Origin of the sequence: Streptomyces inhibens (assembly GCF_003389455.1) — a bacterium.
Classification (GTDB): Bacteria; Actinomycetota; Actinomycetes; order Streptomycetales; family Streptomycetaceae; genus Streptomyces; species Streptomyces inhibens.
Genome location: NZ_QUAC01000014.1, coordinates 124,208 through 139,720, shown reverse-complemented (window position 1 = coordinate 139,720; position 15,513 = coordinate 124,208). Strand labels below are relative to the sequence as shown.

Genomic DNA, 15,513 nt, shown 5'->3' with positions numbered 1-15,513 from the left:
TGCCGCGCCTTCCGGCTTACGGCTTACGGCTTACGGCTTACGGCTTACGGCTTACGGCTTACGGCTTACGGCCGTACCACGCCACGAGTCGGTCGATGTCCGGCGCGTCCGGCGCGACGTCCACCACCGCGGCGAACGGCACCTGGCCGCCGCGTGGTTCGGCCAGCACGGCGCGCCGCATGGCCGCAAGGGAGACCGCCAGCACCGCCGGGTCCCATGAGGGGCGCTGGCCGGTCGCGGTGGCCAAGTCCCAGGTGTGCAAGGTGAACTCAGTGGTGTAGACAACGGCGGCGGCCGCACCCGGCAGGGTGCCGAACGGCAGGCGCAGCGGTCGGCTCAGGATCGTGGGATCCGACCACACGGCCTCGACATCGCGGGCGGCGACGGCCCACTCCCTCACCCGGTCGCCGTCGGCGACATCGTCCGCGATGGCCGGAACGCTCAAGGGGTCACCGCCGCGCCCGATAACGGCAACCCTGCGCAGGATGGCGACGAGGTGGTTGGACAGCTGCCGGACGGTGTACCCGGTACAGGGCGTCGGTCCGTCAAGCTGGTCGACACGGACGGCGGCCATGGTGCGCCCGGCCAATCCGACGGCCTGCATGAAGCCCGGCCGCGGATCGGGGTCCGGGTTGGTGGCGGTGACGGCGGTCAGCGTCTCGCCGAAGTTCTCGGTTTCGGTCATGACGCCATCCTGAAAGGCAAATAGGCCATCTTCTGGCCAGTTTCTGAAAGAGAATGATCGGCATGAGAGCTGATCGTCTGGTGGCGACGCTGCTGTTCCTGCAGACGCGTGGGCGGGTGACCGTGGCCGAGGTGGCAGCGGAGCTGGAGGTGGCCGAACGGACGGCGCGCCGCGACCTGGAGGCACTGGCGACCGCCGGCATTCCCGTCTACTCGCAGCGCGGGCGGGGCGGCGGCTGGTCGCTGATCGGCGGAGCCCGTACCGACCTCACCGGGCTGACTGCCGATGAGATCCGAGCGCTGTTCCTCGTCGCAGGACCGTCGTCCACCACGCCCGAGCTGCGAACGGCACTGCGCAAGCTGGTACGGGCCCTGCCGGCGACCTTGCGTTCGGACGCCGAGGCCGCATCGCGCGCCCGTGTTGCCGACGGCACGGACTGGTCCCGTACGGCCGTCACGGCCACTGAGCCCCAACTCGACGCGCTCCAGCGTGCCGTGGTGGACGGAATACAGGTCCGGCTCGGGTACGCCGGCCCCGGCAAGCCTGCCGGCGAGCGGACGATCCACCCGCTCGGCCTCGCGTCCAAGGCCGGCGTCGGATACCTCGTCGCCGGCACCGACCACGGCTTGCGGATCTTCCGGCTCAGCCGCGTCACCTCCGTCGAGGCGACCGGCGATCCCGTCGTACGGCCGGACGACTTCGACCTCGCCACGGCCTGGCGTTCCCTCGCCGCACGGATGGAGCACCGTATGCACGCGGTGACCGTGCGGGCCCGGGCCGAACCAGGCGCCGAGGCAATCCTGCAGCGGCTGTTCGGCGGCCGGCTGCGGATCGGCCGGCCGCATCCCGACGAGTGGATGGACATAGAGGTAGATGGGCCATCACCAGAGGTTCTGGCGGCGCAACTGGCCGGACTGGGAGCGCGTATCGAGGTCCTCGACCCCCCAGAAGCAAGGGAATGGCTCGCGCGTCTGGCCATCGAACTCGCCACCATCTACGGGACACCGCCGAACACCGGCAACGATCCGACGATCCCGGCTGGGACCGTCCCCACACCGCCGTCGCCAGAGCCCCGGAATGCAGGTTCCGGGACGGAGGGGTGACGGGCCTCCCCAGCCCGGTCCGTCTTCACGTAGCCGCGTATCAACAATGAAGCCCGCTCCGGAAGTCCGAGCGGACATACCATCCCGTGAGACACGAGCACATGTTGACGAACAGGAGGCAGCGGGCTTTCGGGGAGCTGCACAGCTAGCCGCCCACGCGCGAACACGTCTCATGCCGAGTTATCGGGCGTACCCGATGAGTCCCTCGGTGCGGACTACGAGCTCGGCGTAGGGCTCGCCGTCCGAGAGCCGCTCGTCGGCGAGCGCCCGCCGGGCCACGTCGAAGTCGTGCCAGACCAGGGGGAACGGCGGCATCGCACCGAAACCGCCGTCCAGGCAGTCGCCGAGCGAATGCCAGCACCGCCCGTAGTACCCGCCGCCGGGACCGTTCGTCGCTTCCTCCAGCGCACAGTGGGCGCGGATTGAGCCGTTGCTGCCGGATCGGACTCCGTAGCGGGGTGGGCGGTGGCGGGATCACCGGCGGGGCCGCAGCTCTCTCCGAGAAGAGATTCGAGAGCAACTCGACGGCTGGTCATGCCGGGGTACTCGGCGACCGAACTGGTGGACACGGACCGCCAGATGCAGGCATCGGCGGCTCGACGAGCCGCGCCAGGCGATCCGTTCAGCTCCCAGAACGCCCAAGCTGCGCCATGGCCGCCATCAGTGACCGCCTGCGCGCCCAGCCGCTTCCCCGGTCCGGCTTGCACCGCCCGTCCACGAGCGCGGCGCCGTTCGTCCGCAAAGTCGGTTGCCAGTGCAGGACGGTCGCCACCGCTCGACGGGTCCACCGAGGGTCAACACCACCTGGCGTGGGCGGCTCATTCCCGGCTCATTCCCGGTCGCGCCGGGCCACCAGCGCGCGGAGGAGTCCCGGGAAGGCTTCGTCGATCTCGTCGCGCCGCAAAGCGTTCATACGGGACGTGCCGGCGTAGTACTGGCGAATGAGGCCCGCCTCGCGCAGCACGTGGAAGTGGTGGGTGGCGGTGGACTTGCTGACCGGCAGGTCGATCGTGCCGCAGGCGAGGTCCTGGCGGGCGGCGTACAGCTCGCTGACGATCTGGCGGCGTACTGGGTCGACCAGGGCCTCAAGTACCTGCTGAAGACCGATCGTCTGGATGTCCGGGTGGGGCGGGATGCGTTCCTGCCCACTTCGTCGTGCTACTGCCATCGCCTGTTGACCTCCCGCAAGCATCGTACGACATCCATCAAAGTACGATGCACATCAAAGTTTGACAGTCACCGTACTTTCAGCTTGGGTGAGGCGCGGCGGCGCGTCCTCCGCGTCGCCGTCACCGATCAGAAGGGGGATGTGTGATGGCCAAAACGGTGCGGTTCCACGAACATGGCGGGCCGGACGTGCTGCGACTGGAGGACGTGGAGGTCGGCGAACCTGGCCCCGGTGAGCTGTTGATCCGCGTGGACGCGATCGGCCTCAACCGTGCCGAGGTGCTGTTCCGCAGCGGCCAGTACATCGAACCGGTCAAGCAGTTCCCCGCCCGGCTCGGCGCCGAGGCCTCGGGAGTGGTCGAGGCCATCGGCACGCACGATGGGGGTCCCGCTTCCTCGCGAGAAGCCGAGAGCTGGGGGGAGGGATTCGAGGTCGGCCAGCCGGTCAGCGTGGTGCCCGCGTTCTCGATGAACGACTACGGCGTCTACGCCGAGCACGCGCTCGTCCCCGCGACCGCAGTGGTGCACCGCCCCGACGGGCTCGACGCAGTCGACGGCGCGGCGGTGTGGATGCCCTACCTGACGGCCTACGGGGCGCTGGTCGAGGTCGGCGGGATGCGGGCCGGAGACACGGTGGTGCTCACCGCCGCTTCCAGCAGCGTGGGCCTGGCCGCGATCCAGATCGCCCGGCGCATCGGGGCGGTGCCCATCGCCACCACCCGCACCGGCGCCAAGAAGGACGCGCTGCTCAAGGCGGGTGCGGCCGATGTGATCGTCACCGACGAGGAGGACATCGCCCCGCGAGTGCTCGGCCTGACCGGAGGGCGGGGCGCCGAATTCGTCTTCGACGCTGTCGCGGGCCCCGGTGTGGTGGATCTGGCCAAGGCCGTCGCCCCCGGCGGCACGCTCTTTGTCTACGGGGCGCTCAGCGGCGAGGTGACTCCCTATCCCGGTTTCGAGCTCGGCATGCCCGCGCTGAACATGCGCACCTACACCCTCTTCGAGACGACCACCGACCAGCAGCGACTGCGCCGGGCCGAGGCGTTCGTCTCCTCCGGCCTGCGTACCGGTGCATTCCGGTCCGTCGTGGACCGCACCTTCGGCCTGGACGAGATCGTCGAAGCCCACCGCTACCTGGAGGCAGGCACCCAAGTAGGCAAGATCGTCGTCACCGTCGACCGCTGACAGTCTCGCCGGTCCTCACGCCGCCCCGTCTCGGGCCGACATTGCGGTGCCGTCCGCCGACGCCCAGACGGACGCGGACGGCTGCCACCCGGCTGCAAGTTACCGGCAGGCATGGAAGCGCCGTACGTGAGGAAGCCCGGGCCGGAGAGCAACGGAACGGACCCTGCCCGGGATTGGGGTCCGGGTGGGAACGGAACAGAGAACCGGTGTTGCTGTCGGAAGTTTTGACAGCGAGTGCCTATGAGGACCTCGGTGGGTGGCGGAGCCCTGGGTCGCGCCTTGGCGAGGACCAGAGAACCCGCAGCATGATCGGCGGGCGGCGTGGTGTTTCACGGGCGAACTCCTGTGAAACACGGCCATCCTGGCGGGAGGGGAGTGATCACCAGCCAGCGACGGATGCCGTCGCGGCAGTCTGTTCGACCTTCGCAAGCAGGAGTCGGCGGTCGGCGACCGCGTCATGCGGGCCGCCGAGCGGCTGGTTGCGGTAGGTACCGCGCTTGACCGACCACAGCCCGCGCCCCCCCTGCGTAGGGCACCATCGCGTCCCGCCACCGGCAGCGGGCCAAACAAGGATCTCTCGATCAACGACTCCTACCAGTCGGTGGTCAGCGTCGGCGGTGCGGGTCGCGGAGTCGGGGTGCGGGCATCACGTCAGTCCCGGCTGTCCCGTTCGGGCGATCACCGGGCAGTCCTGAAGGGTGCCGACAAGCCGCACTACGCGGCATAAAGCCGCGAAGACAGAGTTGGCTGGTCGAGCAAACCAGCCGATCCGCGATCGTGACAACTAGCTTGTGGAAGCGGCGCGTTCGTAGGCCAGGGTGAGTTCGGCCAGGACGCCGTCGGCACGTTGCGGACGGCCTTCGAGGTGCATGGCGCGGAGCTCGTCCATGAACCTCTCCCCCATATCAGGGCCGCCACGAGCAAGAAGTTGGGCATGGATCGACAGCTCGGGTGATGTCGGGAACCATCGGGAGCCCCAGGCGCCCAGCTGCGTCATGAGCGGAACGAGTTCGATCGCTGCTTCGGTGAGCCGGTATTCGATCTTCTGCCGGTGGCTTGGGTCGTCGTGCCGAGTGAGCAGGCCGGCGCCCACGAGCTTCGACAGGCGGGCGGCAAGGATGTTCGAGGCGATGCCCTCGACCGAATTCGTGAGGAGCTCGCGGAAGTGCCTGTGGCCGCCAAACATGACATCCCGCAGCACGACCAGACTCCATCGGTCGCCCAGCAGCTCGACGGTCAAGTTAGTCGGGCAGCCCGATTTCCCCTCCGGCACGGGCAGCCGACCGGTCCGTACTGGTTGCGGCATGTCCATAAGGCAGTGCAGTACGACCGGTTGTTGATTGCAATCAGAAGTTGCTTGTCGGCTCCCAAAGGCGGCTGCATGTCGCAGCTGTTGAGGGTGCAGTGCTTCAACGTGTCGCGGGACGGGTTCGGTGCCGGCGAGGGGCAGAGCTTGGACCGGCCCTTTGGACACGCAGACCCCTCCCCCCTTTTCTCCTGGGCGGGTGCTACCGCCAGCTGGGTGAACCGCACCGACCCCGGCGGCACTCGCGGCCTGGACGACTACCTGACCCGCGACCACGCCCGCAACAGGGGAGCGGAGATCATGGGGCGTAACAAGTTCGGCCCCCAACGTGGCCCCTGGGAGAACCACGAGTGGCAGGGATGGTGGGGAGACACCCCGCCGTTCCACACACCGGTCTTCGTGCTCACCCATCACGAACGCCCGTCCTTCACCCTGGCTGACACCACCTTCCATTTCCTCAATGCGACACCGGCCGAGGCGCTGGCACGCGCGAAGCAGGCCGCCGCTGGCCGGGACGTGCGCCTCGGTGGTGGAGTTGCCACCACCCGCGAGTTCATCGAGGCCGACCTGGTCGACACGATGCACATCGCCGTCGCGCCCGTCGACCTCGGTCGAGGCGAACGCCTGTGGGAGAGCCACACCGACCTGCTCGACCGCTTCCACCTTGAGTCAGTGCCGAGCCCCAGCGGAGTCACTCACCTCCTGTTCTGGAGACGATGACCAACTGCCCCGCACGATCGCACCCACATGCCGCGATGGCGCGTACCTGCCTGCCGACCTCGACGCCTGCATCGCGCATTGGGGAACGCCCACGGAGTCCGGGCGTTCCCCAGCCGTCTGCCTTGCCTCATCCCCTGGGATGGCGAAGTGCTCCTGCCGGTGGAGGTGTTGAGCTGCTTGTAGGGGATTCGAGGTGCGGTCGGTTGTTGCGGTTATTCCGTGGGCCGGCGTGCCTGTCTTACTTCGCGGTGGATTGCCCAGGCGTCCGCTACTGGGCCCACGTGCCCGAGCTTGTCGGGGTTGATCACCGAGCGGATCGTCTGGATCTGCCCGTCGAGTACATCGAGCGCCAGGGTGTGGAGCACCTTGCCGTCCCGGTCGCGGAAGATCGCGCCCGGCTGGCCGTTGACCTCGTGCGGCTCGAACGTCACGTCGATCCGGGCCATCCGGGGGAAGACGGAGGCAAGCAGCCGGGCCACGTTCGCGGCGCCGATGACGGCCCTGGCCAGCTGCGGGGCCTTGCCGCCGCCGTCGCCGACCATCGATACGTCGGCGGCGAGCAGTTCCTGCAGGCCGGCGACGTCGCCTTCGCGGAGGGCGTCGAAGAACCGCGACGCCAGTTCCTCCTGCTCTTTGCGAACCGTCTCGAAGCGCGGCCGCCCGGCCTCCATGTGCCGCCGCGCCCGCACCAGCAACTGCCGGCACGCCGCCTCCGACCGCCCCACCGCCGCGGCGACCTCGTCGAACCCGAAGCCGAACACCTCCCGCAGCACAAACACCGCCCGCTCCAGCGGGCTGAGCCGCTCCAGCAGCAGCAGCGCCGCCATCGACACCGAGTCGGCCAGCTCCACCGACCGCGCCGGATCCTCATAAGGGTCGGCGAGCAGCGGCTCGGGAAACCACGGGCCCACGTACTCCTCCCGCCGCACCCGCGCGGAGCGCAGCACATCGATCGAGATCCGCGTCACCGCGGCCGACAGAAAAGCCTTGGTCGACGTGGGCCGGGTCGCCGAGCCGTCAAAGCGCAGCCATGTCTCCTGCACCGCGTCCTCGGCCTCACCCACACTGCCCAGAATCCGATAGGCAATCGAAAACAGCAGCGGCCGCAGCTCCTCGAACTCCTCGACCTTGCTCACGCCGAATCCCCTCCCCTTGAAGCCCTCCCACCCGGCCGTACGCGCCGGCGCGGACATCTTCTGGTGATCATCCGGACCACCGGCGGGCCAGAGTAACGCCCCCTGGCCCGGGGCCCGGTGGCCCGCAGCCGGACCCCGGGCCGATCGCCGATGCCGTTCAGTGGAACTGCCCGGGCTCGTAGTTGCCGGCCGGCTGCTGGGTGATGATGTTCAGCCGGTTCACCATGTTCATGAAGGAGACCAGGACCACCAGGGCGGTGAGCTGCTCCTCGTCGTAGTGCTTGGCGGCATACGCCCACACCTCGTCGCTGACCCCACCGGCCGCATCCGCGACCCGGGTCCCCTGCTCCGCCAGCTCCAGCGCGGCACGCTCGGCCTCGGTGAAGACCGTGGCCTCCCGCCACGCCGCCACCAGGTTCAGCCGCACCGAGGTCTCGCCGGCAGCGGCGGCCTCCTTGGTGTGCATGTCGATGCAGACGGCGCAGCCGTTGATCTGGCTCACGCGCAGCGCCACCAGCTCCTGCGTCGCGGCCGGCAGCGGCCCGTCCTTGAGCGCCTTGCCCGCCGACATCAAGTACTTGAAGGCCTTGGGGGCGGTCGGGCCGGTGGCGTAGTTCAGTCGCGCGTCCATGGTGTGCTCCTCTGCGGTCGTCAGTGGCTACACCCCCTGAGACGAGGTAGCCCGACCCCCTGTGACATGCACGAATGTGACCTGCGTCTCCCGGCCGTCGGCGCACGTCAGCCGACGAATTCGGCGTCACCCGCCCCACCATCCACCGGCACCTCGACAAGACCCTGCCCCAGCAGGCACCCAGCCGTGACAGCACCACCGAAAGCCTCTGATGGGTTGCTTGCCTCCTGGTGTCTGAGCCAGGACTCCCGGGCCGAAGGGGCGCGGGCTCAGCCCGGTGAACGGGGCGCCAGGACGGCTCCGACGCCGTGATCACGCCAACCGCTGGGCCGACCTGGCCCGCGACTGCGGATAGCCCGAGGGCAGCAACGACGCCGACACCTGGGCGAGCTTCCGTATCGCGCGGCTTCCCGGTCCCGGGTACGCCTGGCCGCTGGTGGCGCACAAGTTGCCCACGGTCCACAAGGCCGTATGCAACGCATGAGATGCCGGGCAGCTCGCCTTCGCCGATCCTGTCCGCGAGCGCCTTGGCCGGGCCGCATTGCTCCTGGACTCGACGGGCATCTGTATGTGCGCTGCGGCGAAGCCGGTGACGACCAGTGGCCGGCCGAGACCGCGGGCGAGGCCCTGGCGGCACCCTTCAGCCTGTACCTGGACCGCAACGTCAGGACTACCCTGCTCCCGCCCCAGCCGTAGCGCACTCACTCCTCGCGGCCGTCGTAATCGTCGTCCAGGTCGACCGCGTCCGGGGCGCGCAAGAGCCGCAGCCCCTCGCGCGGGACGGATGCGGTGAAGCAGTAGCGGATGCTCTACGAGACCTGCGCCCGGGCGGAGGAGATCCTGGGCGTCATCATCGAGGAGCTGGACCTGGCCAGGCGCCGGGCGCCGAGCGCCGAGCGCCGGTGAAGGCGACGGGGGGGGGCGGCCGCGCGGCGCCGGGGCGGTCGGGCGCGTAAGGACTTCGTGCTGTAGACGGTCCACTGGGACGCCGGCACCGCGCGGCTGCTGCCCCGCCTGATCAACAACCGCACCCGCGGCCGGTGTTCGTCACCCACCGCCGCCCGGGACCGGGCAAGGTCGTCTCGCCGCGGGATGTGTGCCCGGACACCGGGCCGGCCCGGCTGTCGTACGGGCAGGCCCGCGTGCTGCTGGACCACCACACCGCGTCCGCCGGGCAGGGCACCGGCTGGGACCTACACGAGTGGGGGCACTCCGGCCTGACCCACCTCGGGGAGGCCGGAGCGAGCCTGCTGATCCTCATGCCCAAGTCGAGGCATCGCAAGCCGGAAAACGTAAGCGGTACTTCAAGCCGTCGCCGGAGGCCATCGCGGAGGTCACCAGCCTGCCGGCACCCGGGGGCGCCCGGCGCTGAGCGGTCGTATTCGCCGTTGACGGCCGGGGCGCCTCCCGCGCATCCGAGGCGCCCCGACAGGCCGAACTGCTGATGGTGGCACTAACTCTGCGGGACGTCCTTGACGAACACGATGCCGTCGCTGTCCGCCAGGTGGGCCGGGTCAAGCGGAGAGTAGCCGAACCAGGGGGATACGCGGGGCGCGGGCGGCGTATCGCCGAGGGCGGTGGCCAGCCGAGGGGCGTCGATGACGTAGCGATCGTCCGGGAGCGCGTACAGGAGTCCTTCGACGGTGTCCGGGGGCGGGGTGTCCACTCCCTGGTGCCGGATCGTGCCGAGGGCCGTGGCCAGGAAGGCATACCCCTCGCCCAGGTGGGCGTTCACGAGCGCGCCGGCGCTCCACCACTCCACCGGCATGTCGCCCATCCACATCGTGCTCTTGTCCCGCTGGAGATGGCCGTTGTGGGCATGGACCAGTGCCGGGCCCCGTTCGGCGAGGGCGAGGAGGTTGTCGGCCATCATCTGGTCCCGCAGGCCCACCAGCCGCGTCATACGGCTCGGTGAGGTGTCGGCCATCCAGAAGTGGTAGCGCAGCAGGCCGATGGCGGTGCGCCCGTACAGGCGCGCCCGGTACCAGTCGTCCCGCGAGGTCGCCGTGATCAGGTGCGGCGTCTGCGCGTCGAGCAGCGCCACCAGATCGTCGGCGAGCAGCCGCAGCTCCCTGGCCTCGGCCGACTGCCCCACGGACCGGTCCGGGTCCATCATCGCAGCGGGATTGGTCCACGGGTCGTCGGCGCCGAGCAGGCGGTCGAGCGTTTCCGCGGTGCAGGGGAGCAGGTCCGCTTCCACCTGGGCCGAGAGGTAGCCGTGGAGCGCGGTGAGGGCCTGCCGGGGGCTCGCAGCGCCGGTGATCTCCAGCGGGCCGTCGAAACCGGCGAAGCGGAGCCACTCGGACGCGGGCCGACCGTCGTTGTACGCCCGTATCCAACGCACGAGTTCGCGGTTGGCCGCGGACGCACCGAACCCGTGGCTGAATCCGCGCTCCATGACCTCGTCGAGGGTGCCCGTGCCCGAGGTGACGTACTCGTCCACGACCAGGCCCATCATGCAATCGCTCTCGATCGCGATCGTCCGGTAGCCCTCCTGCTCGACGAGCTGGCGGAAGAGCTCGTTGCGCACGTCGAGCAGAGTGTCCTCGCCGTGGGTGGGCTCGCCCAGGGCGAGCAGCCGCGGCCGGGCCGGAAGCAGCTTCATGACGGCGGCGGCCTCGACGGTATGGGCGGTGTCCTTGATGTCAGTAGCCATGCCTTCAACGGTATCGTTGAACCCTCGGTTGAAACTTCTCCACGATATCGGCAGGCCCATGGGACGAAACCTTCAAAATGGCGAGCGGCTCAGGCCGGTTGATCTGGCGCGCGAGCACGGTCTGTCCACGCAAGCGATCAGGAACTACGAGGAGGCCGGCATCCTTCCGGCCGCCGGTCGCACACCCCACGGCTACCGCACCTATACCTCGCTGCACGCGGGGGCCCTGCGCGCGTTTCTTGCCCTGATGCCCGGCCACGGCCACCAGACGGCGACGTCGATCATGCGGGCGGTGAACGAGGGCGCGGCCGAGGAGGCGTTCCGCCTCATCGACCAGAGCCACGCCCAGCTCCTCGACGACCGCCGGACCCTCCAGGCCGTGGAGAGCGCCCTCCGCGACCTGGAGCCCACCACGGCGTCCGAGCCCGGTGTGGGGTCCGAGCCAGCCGCGGTGTCCGGGCCCGGCAGCACGTTCATCGGTCCGCTCGCAGGGAAGCTCGGAATCCGGCCCGCGACGCTGCGCAAATGGGAGCATGCCGGGCTGGTGCGCCCGCGCCGCGACCCGCTGACCGGGTACCGCGTCTACGACGAGGCCGACGTACGGGACGCCCGGCTGGCCCACCAGCTCAGGCGGGGCGGCTACCTGCTGGAGCAGATCGCCCCGCTGATCGCCCAGGTGCGGACGGCCGGCGGGCTGGAGCCGCTGGAGGCCGCACTGTGCGACTGGCGCGGCCGACTGTCCGCCCGCGGGCGGGCGATGCTGACCGGGGCCGCCGAGCTGGAGGCGTACCTCCGCGAGCGCGGATGAGACTTCGGCCGCCAGCTGAAGAGAACAAGGGGCGCCAACGGTTCTGTCTCGGCGGACCCGTCCGCCGATCTCGGCCCGGTCCTGGGCTGAGCCTCACTCCTCATCGACCGCAGCCGGATCACGCAGGGGCCACAGGCCACCGGGCAGATCGGGGAGCTGGAAGGAGTACCGGCCCAGCACGTTGATGTGATGCCGCGCGAACGACGAGAGGCGGGACACGTCCTCGTCGCGCACCTCGAAGCCGTCGGCACGTAGCTGGGTGACGGCGGCGTCCATGTACCGGGTGTTGAACAGGACAAGGGCGTTGAGGACCAAGCCGAGGGCGCCGATCTGGTCCTCCATGCCGTCCTGGTAGCGCTGATAGAGCTGACCGGTCCGGCCGTGGAAGATCTTCCGCGCGAGCGCGTGACGACCTTCCTGGAGGTTCGCCTGGACCTTGATCTGTCGGCGGTAGCCGGGTTCGTCGGCCAAGCGCAGGATGCGCAGGGTCTTGGCGCCCAGCCGCCTGGTCGTTGATCGTGTTGAGCCAGGTCGCGCCGCCCTGACGGCCGCAGTACTTCGGGGTCGGCCTGGCGTACGCACTCGGTACCGGCACGACGAACCGCATCCCGTCCACCGAGGCCACCAGCCAGCCGCCCCACGCCTGCGCGAGCGGGATCGACGCCTAGGTCTGGATCAGCGTGGCACTCGCCGCCCAATAGGTCGCCAGCCGCAGGTACGACTGGTCGACGCGGGACAGCCACCCGTACTTCAGCGCGGCGACGCCGCCGATGACCGGGGTGTATCCCACGTTGCAGCCGTGAGCGACCAGCAGCGCCGCGCTCGTGACGTGCAGGTCCTTCAATCTGGCCTCGCTGCCGGTGACCGAACTGAACGCCTGGCCGGTCCAGGAGAACACCTCCAACCGCACGTCCGGCAGGTCCACGCACGGCAGCATCGCGTTCACCGCCGCCCGTAGGTCCAGCAGCGACGCCGTTTCAGGCTCCGGCTCCAGGGCGGCGAAGTGCAGTCGGCCGTCGTCGTCCAAGACGATCTGCGCGTTGTCCGGCAGACGTCCGGCCACCTCGCGGTAGGTGCCGTCCAGCAGCGCGGCCCGCGCCGCCAGGTGCTCGTCGGCCGCCGCGGGCAGGCCGAGGGAGGCCAGCACAGTGGGTTTGGCCTGCTCCCATGCCTCCCCGGCCAGGAGCTTCGCCCTCGGGGCGCCCCCCTTGGAGGAGTTCTTCGCGAACACGTCTCGTCAGCGCAGCATGCGGTAGAACTGCTCCAGCACGCAGAATACGTACGCCTTCCAAACCACCGTGCCCGGCTCCAGGTGCGGGACCGCGAGGACCAGGCGCCGCCACGACCCCACGAGCAAGCCGGTGTCGATCTCCTGGGGGCTGACCTTCTTCCGGCCCATCAGGTCCGGCAGCCACTTCAGCGCGTTGAGGACGGGCAGCCCTTCCGGGGTGGCACCGAAGTCCACGACCTTGACCAGCAGCTTCAAGAACGGCCGCACCGTGCCGAACCGGGTGACCAGCCTCGCCCGCCATGCCTCGTCCGCGTCGGAGTTCAGCGGCGGCGTCAGCTCGAACAGCGCGGCGATCGTTGAGCGTCACCCTCGCTGTCGGAGACGCTCGACGATCGGCGTCCGCGCGCCCGGCCTTGGGGTACGTACAGCCTGTCGGCAGGAGAGGATCGGCCCATGGACCAGCAACGGTAGACGTGTTCGTAAGCACTTGTGTGGCTCCACCATGGAGAGGCGAAGTGGCTCCACAGACATAAGAAGTTGATCTGGCTCCACCGGCTGGCTTCGTCGGTGACAACCGATTCCATGACTCCAGTTCGCAGATGGTCCGAACCTCTTCTTTCCTGGATGGGCAGGTTCGGACCTGCGGTCCAAATCGGATGGCACGGGTACTGCGGTGCCCTCTACTCTCGCGGCCGTGACCAGAGACGACACCAGAGCAGATCCACGTAGTGCAGGGTTGTCGATCCGGCAGGAGCACGGTGACGACCATCCGGCAGTACACGCGCTCCACCTTGCCGCGTTCGAGGGCGATGAGCATGTACCGGCTCTCGTGGACGCCCTTCGCAGCGCGGCAGCGCCCCTGGCGCCGATGTCGTTCGTCGCCACGATCGAAGGACAGGTGGTTGGGCACGTCCTGCTGAGCGCCGGCCGACTCGATGCCCCGCGCCGGATCGTGGACGTCCTGGTCCTGTCACCGCTGGGCGTGCTCCCGCAATTCCAGAACCAGGGCATCGGCACCCGACTCATCGAGCACGCCCTCGCAGCAGCCGATGCCCAACACGCGCCACTGGTCTTCCTCGAAGGCTCGCCGCACTACTACGCAACGCGCGGCTTCGAACGCGCCGACAAAATGGGCTTCCGCTCGCCGTCGCTACGCATCCCGGGCCCTGCATTCCAGGTAGTCCGGCTGGCAGCACACGAACCCTGGATGACTGGCACCCTGGTCTACTCCGACACCTTCTGGGCGCTGGACTGCGTGGGTCTGCGCGACACTGAAGCGTCCACCGGTGCACCGTCGGCACTCCCAAACATCGGGCCTTGAGTCGTACGCGCCGATGGTCAGGCCGGCCGCGGCCGTAGCTTCGGCGTCACAAACGGCAATTGGGGATCAGCAGTCCGTCGGGCACGACCAAGTTGATGGCCTCTAGGACCCCCACGGGCGCGGCTGCGGCGAGCGCGGCCGCCTCCGGGAGAGCAGCGAGGCGGTGTGAGGGCGCTGGTGGAATGCCGGGGCTGGGGCTCATCAACAGGCTGCCTCCCATGAGCTCGATGCGAGAGCGGGCCGACAAGGGTGCAGGGGCCCTGGTGGTCGGCGGCAACGCGCATTCCTCTCTCGCCTCCTGCTGCGGTCGAAGTGGCTCGGGCGGGGGCGGATGTAGCCCCCGCGGGCGGGGCGGGGTCAGCTCTTGCCCGCGAGGGTGGCTGAGGGGGCGGAGGCGACCGCGTCATCGACGACCGCCTGGGGGAGGGTCTGCGGGGGCCGGCCCTGCTTGATGTGGTCGACGGCGGGCGCGATGGCGTCATACGTGTGCCGCGCCAGCGGCGGCCAAGCCGGCGGCTCCGGCGGCTTTGTCCAGCCGCTTTTGCTGCTCAGGCGGGAAGTCGGTGGTGCATCCGGAGAGACAGAGAACAGCCAAGGCAGCAGCGGCCATGACGGCCGGCATACGGCAGCGGGTGATGGAGTTCAGCCCTTCCTGGGCGGCCGCCCCCGCCCCGTCGGAAGACAGGCCGCCGCGCCCTGCGCTGATGGTTGCGACAGCCGTAAGCCTGGGTGCGGCGTTGGGGCAGTACGGCGTCTCGGGCTGGAACATGCGCCACCTGCTGTTCACCGCGGGCGGGTTCGCCTTGCTGGCGGCGTTCGCGTCACGGCTGCTACCGCCGGGCACCTGGCGTGCCGCACACGGCCTGCCGGCCACAGTTCTGCTGCGCGGCCTGGGTTCAGGGGTGTTCTTCACGCTGGAGGCGTACGTGCCCCTGTTGTTGGCCACCGAACGGGACGCGCCTCCCATGGTGATCGACCTGGCCTTCACGGGTGCTGCCGTGGCCTGGGCAGGCTCCTCCTTGGTGCAGGGGCGGCTACTGGAGCACTGCCCCCGGCACCGCCTGGTCGTGGCCGGTGCGCTGGTGCAGGCGGTGGCAGTGGCGCTCGCGGTCGCCGGGACGCTTCCCTCAACGCCCGCGTACACCGCCGCATCGGCCATGGCCGTCGCGGCCGTCGGCATGGGTATGTACGCCCCTTCCCTCACAGTGCTGTCACTCACCCATAGCCCGCCCGGCTGTCAGGGCTATGCCAGCAGCGCGATGCAGACAACCCAGAATCTGGGCCAGATGATGGTGTTGGGCGTCTCCTCCGCCTTGTTCAACGCCTGCCTGGGCGCCGGCTCGACCGACGCCGTCGGCTACGGCGCCGCCTTTGGGCTGCTGCTCGCGCCGTGCGCCCTGGCCACCGTGCTCGCCACCCGGACCGGCTGCGCGTGAGCAGAACTGCTTCCCCCCATAGACCTGTTGCCGCTCATGTATCGATCGGTTGATGAACAAGACAGTTGGGCCCCCTCAGGCCCGTACTCCCTGAATGGCATGGACAAGCGGAAGCTCCCGCAGAAGCC

Annotated in this window: 13 protein-coding genes and 2 pseudogenes; 7 read left to right on the top strand and 8 right to left on the bottom strand. The window is 69.4% G+C overall.

What is annotated here, in order from left to right:
• Nucleotides 1-58: 58 nt before the first annotated feature.
• Nucleotides 59-685, bottom strand: a complete 627-nt coding sequence (locus DY245_RS02375) for a TIGR03086 family metal-binding protein (RefSeq protein WP_128502914.1) — start codon at nt 683-685, stop codon at nt 59-61.
• A 62-nt stretch (nt 686-747) separates the two neighbouring features.
• On the opposite strand from DY245_RS02375, the gene DY245_RS02370 reads away from it, so the two are divergent.
• Entirely contained in the window at nt 748-1,788 is a 1,041-nt protein-coding gene (locus DY245_RS02370) for a helix-turn-helix transcriptional regulator (RefSeq protein ID WP_181923482.1), read from the top strand.
• Between the two features lie 180 nt (nt 1,789-1,968).
• Here DY245_RS02370 and DY245_RS47780 read toward each other — a convergent pair whose 3' ends face one another.
• Both DY245_RS47780 and DY245_RS02360 read right to left on the bottom strand, forming a co-directional pair.
• Nucleotides 1,969-2,103, bottom strand: a complete 135-nt coding sequence (locus DY245_RS47780) for a hypothetical protein (protein ID WP_342354163.1) — start codon at nt 2,101-2,103, stop codon at nt 1,969-1,971.
• Nucleotides 2,104-2,617: 514 nt separating this feature from the next.
• Complete coding sequence (locus DY245_RS02360; protein WP_128502910.1) at nt 2,618-2,956, bottom strand: ArsR/SmtB family transcription factor; 339 nt, start codon at nt 2,954-2,956, stop codon at nt 2,618-2,620.
• Between the two features lie 146 nt (nt 2,957-3,102).
• On the opposite strand from DY245_RS02360, the gene DY245_RS02355 reads away from it, so the two are divergent.
• On the top strand, nt 3,103-4,140 hold the full coding sequence (locus tag DY245_RS02355) for a zinc-dependent alcohol dehydrogenase family protein (RefSeq protein ID WP_128502908.1): 1,038 nt from the start codon (nt 3,103-3,105) through the stop codon (nt 4,138-4,140).
• 784 nt (nt 4,141-4,924) lie between these two features.
• Here DY245_RS02355 and DY245_RS02350 read toward each other — a convergent pair.
• Nucleotides 4,925-5,380 (bottom strand): winged helix-turn-helix transcriptional regulator, encoded by a 456-nt coding sequence (locus tag DY245_RS02350; RefSeq protein ID WP_220377843.1) that lies wholly within the window; start codon nt 5,378-5,380, stop codon nt 4,925-4,927.
• A 141-nt stretch (nt 5,381-5,521) separates the two neighbouring features.
• On the opposite strand from DY245_RS02350, the gene DY245_RS02345 reads away from it, so the two are divergent.
• On the top strand, nt 5,522-6,166 hold the full coding sequence (locus DY245_RS02345; protein ID WP_128502906.1) for a dihydrofolate reductase family protein: 645 nt from the start codon (nt 5,522-5,524) through the stop codon (nt 6,164-6,166).
• A gap of 212 nt (nt 6,167-6,378) precedes the next feature.
• Here DY245_RS02345 and DY245_RS02340 read toward each other — a convergent pair whose 3' ends face one another.
• A complete protein-coding gene (locus DY245_RS02340; protein WP_128502975.1) occupies nt 6,379-7,302 on the bottom strand; it encodes an RNA polymerase sigma-70 factor in 924 nt (307 codons plus the stop codon).
• A 157-nt stretch (nt 7,303-7,459) separates the two neighbouring features.
• Entirely contained in the window at nt 7,460-7,933 is a 474-nt protein-coding gene (locus tag DY245_RS02335) for a carboxymuconolactone decarboxylase family protein (protein WP_128502904.1), read from the bottom strand.
• 801 nt (nt 7,934-8,734) lie between these two features.
• Here DY245_RS02335 and DY245_RS02330 point away from each other — a divergent pair.
• Nucleotides 8,735-9,305 (top strand): annotated as a pseudogene (locus DY245_RS02330) (site-specific integrase); the annotation flags it as partial.
• Between the two features lie 81 nt (nt 9,306-9,386).
• Here DY245_RS02330 and DY245_RS02325 read toward each other — a convergent pair.
• Nucleotides 9,387-10,589, bottom strand: a complete 1,203-nt coding sequence (locus DY245_RS02325; protein WP_128502902.1) for an erythromycin esterase family protein — start codon at nt 10,587-10,589, stop codon at nt 9,387-9,389.
• A gap of 58 nt (nt 10,590-10,647) precedes the next feature.
• Between DY245_RS02325 and DY245_RS02320 the strand changes: the two genes are divergently transcribed.
• A complete protein-coding gene (locus DY245_RS02320; protein WP_128502900.1) occupies nt 10,648-11,397 on the top strand; it encodes a TioE family transcriptional regulator in 750 nt (249 codons plus the stop codon).
• A 93-nt stretch (nt 11,398-11,490) separates the two neighbouring features.
• Here DY245_RS02320 and DY245_RS47775 read toward each other — a convergent pair.
• Nucleotides 11,491-12,988, bottom strand: a pseudogene (locus tag DY245_RS47775) (Tn3 family transposase); the annotation flags it as partial.
• 334 nt (nt 12,989-13,322) lie between these two features.
• On the opposite strand from DY245_RS47775, the gene DY245_RS02310 reads away from it, so the two are divergent.
• Together DY245_RS02310 and DY245_RS02305 are read left to right on the top strand one after the other, a co-directional pair.
• Nucleotides 13,323-13,949 carry a GNAT family N-acetyltransferase gene (locus tag DY245_RS02310; protein WP_244942774.1) on the top strand — a complete coding sequence of 209 codons (627 nt, stop codon included), beginning with the start codon at nt 13,323-13,325 and terminating at the stop codon, nt 13,947-13,949.
• Between the two features lie 704 nt (nt 13,950-14,653).
• Complete coding sequence (locus DY245_RS02305) at nt 14,654-15,385, top strand: MFS transporter (RefSeq protein ID WP_342354162.1); 732 nt, start codon at nt 14,654-14,656, stop codon at nt 15,383-15,385.
• Nucleotides 15,386-15,513 lie beyond the last annotated feature (128 nt).